The organism is Pseudomonas sp. PA-4-8C, assembly GCF_021606625.1.
GTDB lineage: Bacteria > Pseudomonadota > Gammaproteobacteria > Pseudomonadales > Pseudomonadaceae > Aquipseudomonas > Aquipseudomonas lactis.
Map to the genome: position 1 here is coordinate 1 of NZ_WKCD01000289.1, position 7063 is coordinate 7063.

Genomic DNA, 7063 nt, shown 5'->3' on the forward strand with positions numbered 1-7063 from the left:
CGTTCATCCAGAGGCACCGGCAGGGTGGGGCCGCGCCATTGCGGCCATTCGCTGAGCAGCAGGTCGACAAACCCTCGCTCGGCACATTGCAACACTCCCCGTGGGTCGCACACCGCCAGCGCGAGGTTGCGCGGGCTGGTCAGGGTTTCCCGCATCGCCACCAAGGTGCGGATCTGGTTTGCCGAGACCGCTGCCACCAGGTGCAGCATCAAGTTATTAATCATCTGGCAATCCTGCACGTTGAACTTGGGTGCAGCGGGTTGGCGGTAGAGTGTCAGGTGGTGGCTGAGGTGGGTTTGCGGGTCGATATGGATCACACACAGCAGTTCACCCAAGCCGTGGCGTTGCCCCAGCCAGTTCAAGGCGCTGCCGTTGGCGGAGTCGCGCATATCGATGATCACCGCCTCGCCGGGCGACGCATGCACCCGCGCAACGGTTACGTCCAGATGGCGGATCGACTGCCAGTCCGCCAGATAGTCGGGGGGCAACTGGTAGAGGTAGCTGTTGTGCTCGTGCGGTAAACCGTTGATAACCGCCGAGCGCCCCCACCAGGCGCTGTCGAAGGCCAGCAATTGGCTAAGGCGCGCCAGGGCATGGTGTTGAAAGTGTTCGATGTCCTGGTGTTGGGCCAGGCGTTGCAGGTCCAGGGTCAGAGTGCTGAAAGCCTGTAACAGGCTCGCGGGATCGAGACGGTTCATGGGTGTTCCTCTGTGGGACTTTTTTTGTTGTTCTCGTCACAGGGTGAAGGCCAAAGCGTCGGGTTGACGGGGCAGGGCCTGGGCTGAGTATCGGCGTTGCGCGCAAGGATCGCTATCGTTCAGATGCAGGATGGTGCTGGTTGGCCGGTGGGAAAACTCCGGCTCGTCAGGTGGGCGACTTAGCCTCTACACTGGCCGGCCACCTGTCTTTCATAGGATGAAATGCAATGCACGTGCCTGAACCGTCTATCGTGATCCAGCGTTTTACCGAGGCCCACCTGGAGGGCGTCGCCGCGCTCTACAACGAACCGGCTGTTTGCCGTCAGGTGCTGCAAATGCCTTTTCAGTCGGTTGAGATGTGGCGCAAGCGCCTGGTGATGGATAACGAGCGGCGCCTGCAGTTGGTGGCGGTGCAGGGCACTGAGGTGATTGGTCAACTGGGGCTTGAGCAGTACTTGCGTGTACGCCAGAGCCACGTTGGCTCATTGGGTATGGGCGTGGCGCCCGCCTGGCAGGGCAAGGGCGTCGGTTCGCGGTTGTTGGCGGCCGCACTGGAGGTGGCCGACAACTGGATGAACCTGCGCCGTGTGGAACTGACGGTCTACGCCGACAACGAAGCTGCGCACAACCTGTACCGCAAGTTCGGCTTCGAAGTGGAAGGGCGGTTGCGCGATTATGCCCTGCGTGATGGCGTGTTTGTCGACACCTTCAGCATGGCGCGCCTGCGCACATCGGCTTGATCCTGTAAGCATAGGGATCTATACAACTTCGATGAAAGCAGTGTGTCAGTTACTGAGTCTTTGCCTGAACCACCGTCTTCGCAGGCAAGCCAGCTCCCACACTGGTCATGCATTGCCCACAAAATCAGCGTTTGGCACAGATTCCCTGTGGGAGCGGGCTTGCCCGCGATGGCGTTGTGTCAGCCACTGAATCTTTAACTGAACCACCGCTATCGCAGGCAAGCCAGCTCCCACACTGGTCATGCACTGCCCACAAAATCAGCGTTTGGCACAGATTCCCTGTGGGAGCGGGCTTGCCCGCGATGGCGTTGTGTCAGCCACTGAATCTTCAACTGAACCACCGCTATCGCAGCATAGGTATCTACATAACTCTGTAAGCTCAACGGTAACCACGATGCGAAGCGAGCCGCTCTTGATCTTGCTCTTGACCTGCTTTTGATCTTAGGCGCCCCGTCAAACCACGCTGGCCGAACGCAGGCTTGAATTCGTGGGTAACCCGGCAGGACGCCGGGTTTGCCGCCCCGCGCCATGGATGGCGCGTGGCGGCGGCCCACGGATTCAAGCCTGCGTTCGGGCACACCGAGCCCAGGCGAGGTGCCGAGTGGTGGGGCAAGAGCGTTTTGCTTACTTTTGCGCTTTTCAAAAGTAAGACGCCGTCAGGGCGGAACCCTAAGTGGCCGTTACCGCAGCAATGGATATGTACACAATCCAACTGTGTTGACTGTGAGGCCGTCTTCGCAGGCAAGCCAGCTCCCACATTGGTCATACATTGCCCACAAAATCAGCGCCCGACACAGATCCCCTGTGGGAGCGGGCTTGCTCGCGAAGAAGGCCTGACAGCCAACCAGGATATTGGGTTCAGGTAGCGGCTAAAAAAGTTGTGGCGATACCTGTGCCCTGTAAGGCAAACCCGACCGCGGCCTGCGCATGCAGCGCGGTGGTGTCCAGCAGTGGCAGGGCGCTGTGTTCGGGCTGGATCAGCAGGCAAATTTCCGTGCAGCCGAGAATAATCGCCTGAGCACCGCGTGCCGCGAGTGTCTGGATCACCCGCTGATACACCTGGCGCGAGGCGTCACTGATGACGCCCACGCACAACTCTTCATAGATGATTCGGTGCACCGCCTTGCGTTCATCCGCGTCTGGCACCAGCACGGTGAGCCCCTGGGCGGCGAGGCGCGATTTAAGGAAATCCTGCTCCATGGTGAACGCGGTACCCAGCAAGCCTACCGTCAAGGTCCCAGCCTCCAGAGCCGCCGTCGCCGTGGCATCAGCAATATGCAGGAAGGGAATCGACACCGCCGCCTCAATGCGAGGTGCCACTAAATGCATGGTGTTGGTACACAGCACCACACAATCAGCACCCCCGGCCTGCAAGCGTCGCGCGGCATCTTCCAAGATCAGCGCGGCATCGTCCCAACGCCCGGCATGCTGGGCCTGTTCCACCGGGCCGAAATCCACGCTGTACATCAACACTTGCGCCGACCGCAGCGGGCCGAGCTGATCGCGCACGCGCTGGTTGATGAGACGGTAATACTCGGCGCTGGACTCCCAGCTCATGCCGCCGATAAGGCCGATGGTGCGCATGTGATGCTCCGGACAAAAAGTGTGGCTTCACCTTACCCATTCAAGGCGGATGAGTCATACGCAGTTGCCAGCCAATTCACCGGAGCAGTTCAAATCTGAGTGATGCCCCATGTTAAATAAGGTGCAATGTCCTAACATTGGCTATACCTACCACTCGTTCTCACGATGATGGTCGCCAGGGAGTTCAATAATGAAGCTAAGGCTAATGATCGGCACACTATGCGTCGCCTCGCTCGGTATGGCCGGTTGCGCCAGCAAGGTGGTGCAGCCGGATGAGTATTCAGGGTTTCTTTCCAACTACAGCCAACTCAAGGAAGCCAAGTCACCGTCGGGGGCCGAGGTGATGCGCTGGGTCGATCCACAGCTGGACCTGAGCCGCTACACGTCGGTGTACATCGAGCCCACCCAGTTCTACCCCAAGCCCCAGGCCACCTCCCGGATTCCCGAGAGTACGCTGCGCGGCATCAACGACTATTACAATCAGGCGCTCAAGCGCGAGCTGGCCCAGTCACTGCCCGTGGCTAATGCCCCAGGCCCTGGAGTGATCGTGGTAAGGGCGGCGATTACCGCGGTGAGCAGCAAGACCGAAAGCCTCAAGCCTTATGAATTTATTCCCGTCGCCCTGGTGGCCGCGGCAGTGAGCACCGGCACCGGCATTCGCGATCAGGAAACCACCCTGGGCACCGAGGCGCAGTTTCTCGATGGCAGCACTCATAAAGTGCTGGCCCAAGTGGTGCGCAAAGGCACCGGCAAGCCGCTGGCCAATGATTCTCAGGTCATGAAGGCCGACGATGTGAAAAGCGTCATTGACGGTTGGGCGTCGGACCTGCACCAGTCTTACGTGAAACTGAAAAAACACTGAGTCAAAAAAAGCGCGGCGGGTAATCACCCGCCGCGCTTTTTTTATTCGCCGAAATTATTTAAGCGGCGTCAACGCTGGCAGCTTCCACTGGCCGCTAGCGACTTCAGGCTTGGGCAGGTAAATGCGCAATACCGCGTAGAACGGGCCGGGCGGGGCTGGCAACCAGTTGCTCTGCTCAGCCTTGGGCGGTTCGTGGTGTTGCAATGCCAGGGTCAGGCCACCGTCGGCGTCGAGCTTGAGGCTCGGCAACATCTGCGAGTTGATCAGGTAGCGCTTCTTGTGGTTTGGCACCAGCAGTCTGGTCTTGGCGTCGTACATCGTCAGCGACCAGAACGCATCAGCCGGCGGCAACTGGTCCTTGGCAAAATGCACGGTGTAGCTGTGGCGTGCACCATTGGCCGGCTTGCCCTCGCTGTCGATGACGTAGCTCAAGTGCGCGGCTTCATCACTGGAGTTGCCGAACATCCCCAGCTCGGCACCGGCGTAGCGGTACAGGTAGTTGTTTTGCAGGTGGTCGCGGCTGCCGTACAGGTCTGCGCTGGTCACTTGGTGGGTGTCGACCTTGGCCTTCTTGAACGCGGCGAATTCGGCGCGGCCATCGGTGATGCCGTCTTCCAGGGCCTTGCGCTGCTCGGCGGTCAACTGGTTCACCTTGAACGGCGCGCCTGGGGCGATACCGATCTTGGCAAAGCGCGCCAGCAGGTCTTTTTCGCTGTCCTGTGGCGCGGCGAAGGCCAGCATGAAGTTCAGGTAGCGAAACAGCTGCGGGCCTTCGGTCATGGTTGCCATCGGCTTGGGCCATTGGATCTTCGGCACGTTGGGGGGGGCCGGTTGTTTCACATAGCTACTCAGCGCCTGCACCTTGTAGCCGTTCTGGATCTGCTTGACCTTGCCCAGGTCTTTGTCATCAAACAGCTGCGTGCGGTACAGAGCGTAGGCGATGTTGCTTTCGCTGTAGATCACACGGTCGATGTCCACCGGCTGCTGACCTTTCCAGTCTGGCCCGGCAATCATGTAGTGGCCGCCGTTATTGCCAGTACTGCGGGTGCCCAGGTAGGCGAAATTCTGCGTATAGAGGTCGATCAACTGCACCGAGTAGTAGCGGTTGTCTTCGACCTTGGGCAGCGTCAGCACCAGCGGTTCTTTACGCAGGTCCATCCACACGAACGAGTAGGGCGTGTCGACGTTAGGGGTGGTAACTGCATTGTCCTTGGGAGTGAGCACCTGGGCGCTGTTGTCGATACGGTTGAACGGCGCCTTGAAGTGGGCGCCGCCTTTATCAACGGCCTGGGTGTAGAGCGTCTTGTACATCTGCACCACGGGGAAGCCGTACAGGTAGGCTTCCTTGGCGATGGCCCGGGCTTCGCTGGGGCTTGCGGTGAAGTCAGCCCAGGCGCCGGAGCTCATGAAAATCGAGAGGCTCGCCAACAGCAGGCGCGTCGGTTTTCCAATCATGTTGTTGCGTCCTTCCTGAGTGCTATCTGAGAGCGTGGCGTGAAGGCGCCGAGTTTCCTGTTTTATTGGCCGGTCGTCACGTTAATCTCTGCAAAGGACGATAGGGAAGGGGCGTTAGAGCATGGATTTGACTTTGTCACGCAATTGATCAATCGAGAACGGCTTGGCAATCACCTGCATGCCGGCAGGCACGTCAATGTTTTCGGCATAGCCGCTAGCAAACAGAATCGGCAGGGTAGCGCGCAGTTCGCGCACTTTGGTTGCCAGTTGTTTGCCGTCCATATCGGGCAGGCCGACGTCGGTCATCATCAGGTCGATGACCTGGGCGGTATCTTGCACCACCGTCAATGCTTCCCCAGCATCAGCGGCTTCGAGCACCTGGAACTCCAACTCTTCGAGGACATCGACGATCAGCATGCGCACGATAGCGTCGTCTTCGACTACAAGGATGGTGGAGGCGGCGGGCATAAGGGATATTCCTGAAAAATGGAGAGCGTACGGGGCTATGGGATTGACTGACTGCTTACTAGTGAGTGTTGCGCTTCCTGGCAAGTTCCCACAAAAGGTGCCTATTGTGATCATTGTGCGGGATAAAGTCTCACGCGCGGGCGAAACCCTATGAGCGTTTGCTGAAACACAAGCGCGCCAACATTCATTGGCGCGCTATGATGCCTTTACAGTGCGGCGTCCAACAACTCTTTGTAAACGTCGTTCACCGTGTCCATATCGCTGGCGGCAAATTCACTGGTTTCAAAAAATTTATCGCCCTTATCCGTGACGTACGGGTTCATATTCTTTCCATGTCGGCCACTGTTGAGCACTTTTTCCATGCCCTCCTGCATTGCCTGCAAGGTTGTGAATTTGACCAGCGCGCCATCGGGGTCGTAGAAAAACCAGCTTGTGCTGCTACCTTCGACCTTTATCCCAGCTACCATTGCATGGTCCGCAGTTACGATTCTCATGGTTTTCGAGGTGGGGGAGTTGGTCAGTTCGTCGATGATCTCCAAGTGATTTTGCTGCTTGAAAGATTTACCCATGTGAACAGCCGACCGGTCCCCAACGATCATCTGGAAGTTATGCAGCTCCTGGATAAATTCAGCCGCTTGTATGTCCCCCGGATTCATCGCTGCGCGTTTGATATTTTTTATCAGCTCGTCTTCTTTACCGAGCATGATCGCCAAGGCCATGAGGTTGGAAAAACCTGCGCAATGGCCCGTGGATGTTATGTCAGTACGCGCCAGATAATCGATCTGCGACACATCGGTGAAAATCACACCAGGAGCACTCACATCATGTTTTAGGTTCGATACGACCAGTTTGGCCTCCTCGATTCTCAGCGCTTTGATTTCCCTCACCAGCGTGCCCATTTGTTCAGGGGCCAAGTGATTATTTAACGCAATATTGACTAAATCTTCGGAAGACATATGGACATGAAAGCCTGGCAGGTCAAAAGGAGAGCCTTGAGTTAGACCTCGTTGATAAGCGGCAGCATTCGTTGGCGATTGGGAGAGGTTCAGAAGATGCCGAAAAGCAGCGTTATTAGAGCCTGTGGCGCGGACTATCATTGACGACGCGCCCGCGCGCGAAAAATTTTTGATCGGCGCCCCAAATACGTTCTTCTTGATCGGGTCATAGTGATACCACCGATTATTTTTGAATACGGCGACCGTCTGCAAGCTGACGTTTCCAGAGGGATAAGTACCAATCACTGCGGTCCCGTGTCC

The 7063-nt window shown here is 57.8% G+C and carries 7 protein-coding genes; 2 read left to right on the forward strand and 5 right to left on the reverse strand.

Annotation, left to right across the window (positions count from 1 at the left end):
* Window positions 1-698 (reverse strand): helix-turn-helix transcriptional regulator (locus tag GIW04_RS26080; protein ID WP_236479335.1); only part of this gene is annotated, 698 nt, incomplete at its 3' end.
* Between the two features lie 227 nt (window positions 699-925).
* Here GIW04_RS26080 and GIW04_RS26085 point away from each other — a divergent pair.
* A complete protein-coding gene (locus tag GIW04_RS26085; RefSeq protein WP_094774749.1) occupies window positions 926-1438 on the forward strand; it encodes a GNAT family N-acetyltransferase in 513 nt (170 codons plus the stop codon).
* Between the two features lie 858 nt (window positions 1439-2296).
* Here GIW04_RS26085 and GIW04_RS26090 read toward each other — a convergent pair.
* Entirely contained in the window at window positions 2297-3022 is a 726-nt protein-coding gene (locus GIW04_RS26090; protein ID WP_003191262.1) for an aspartate/glutamate racemase family protein, read from the reverse strand.
* A 190-nt stretch (window positions 3023-3212) separates the two neighbouring features.
* Here GIW04_RS26090 and GIW04_RS26095 point away from each other — a divergent pair, with 190 nt between their 5' ends.
* Window positions 3213-3884, forward strand: a complete 672-nt coding sequence (locus tag GIW04_RS26095) for a DUF3313 domain-containing protein (protein ID WP_120248064.1) — start codon at window positions 3213-3215, stop codon at window positions 3882-3884.
* Between the two features lie 54 nt (window positions 3885-3938).
* Here GIW04_RS26095 and GIW04_RS26100 read toward each other — a convergent pair whose 3' ends face one another.
* From GIW04_RS26100 to GIW04_RS26110, 3 genes are all read right to left on the reverse strand, one after another.
* A complete protein-coding gene (locus GIW04_RS26100) occupies window positions 3939-5339 on the reverse strand; it encodes a DUF1254 domain-containing protein (RefSeq protein WP_003191260.1) in 1401 nt (466 codons plus the stop codon).
* 114 nt (window positions 5340-5453) lie between these two features.
* Window positions 5454-5807 (reverse strand): response regulator, encoded by a 354-nt coding sequence (locus GIW04_RS26105; protein ID WP_003191259.1) that lies wholly within the window; start codon window positions 5805-5807, stop codon window positions 5454-5456.
* 206 nt (window positions 5808-6013) lie between these two features.
* A partial coding sequence (locus tag GIW04_RS26110) for a hypothetical protein (protein ID WP_236479336.1) occupies window positions 6014-7063 on the reverse strand: 1050 nt, incomplete at its 5' end.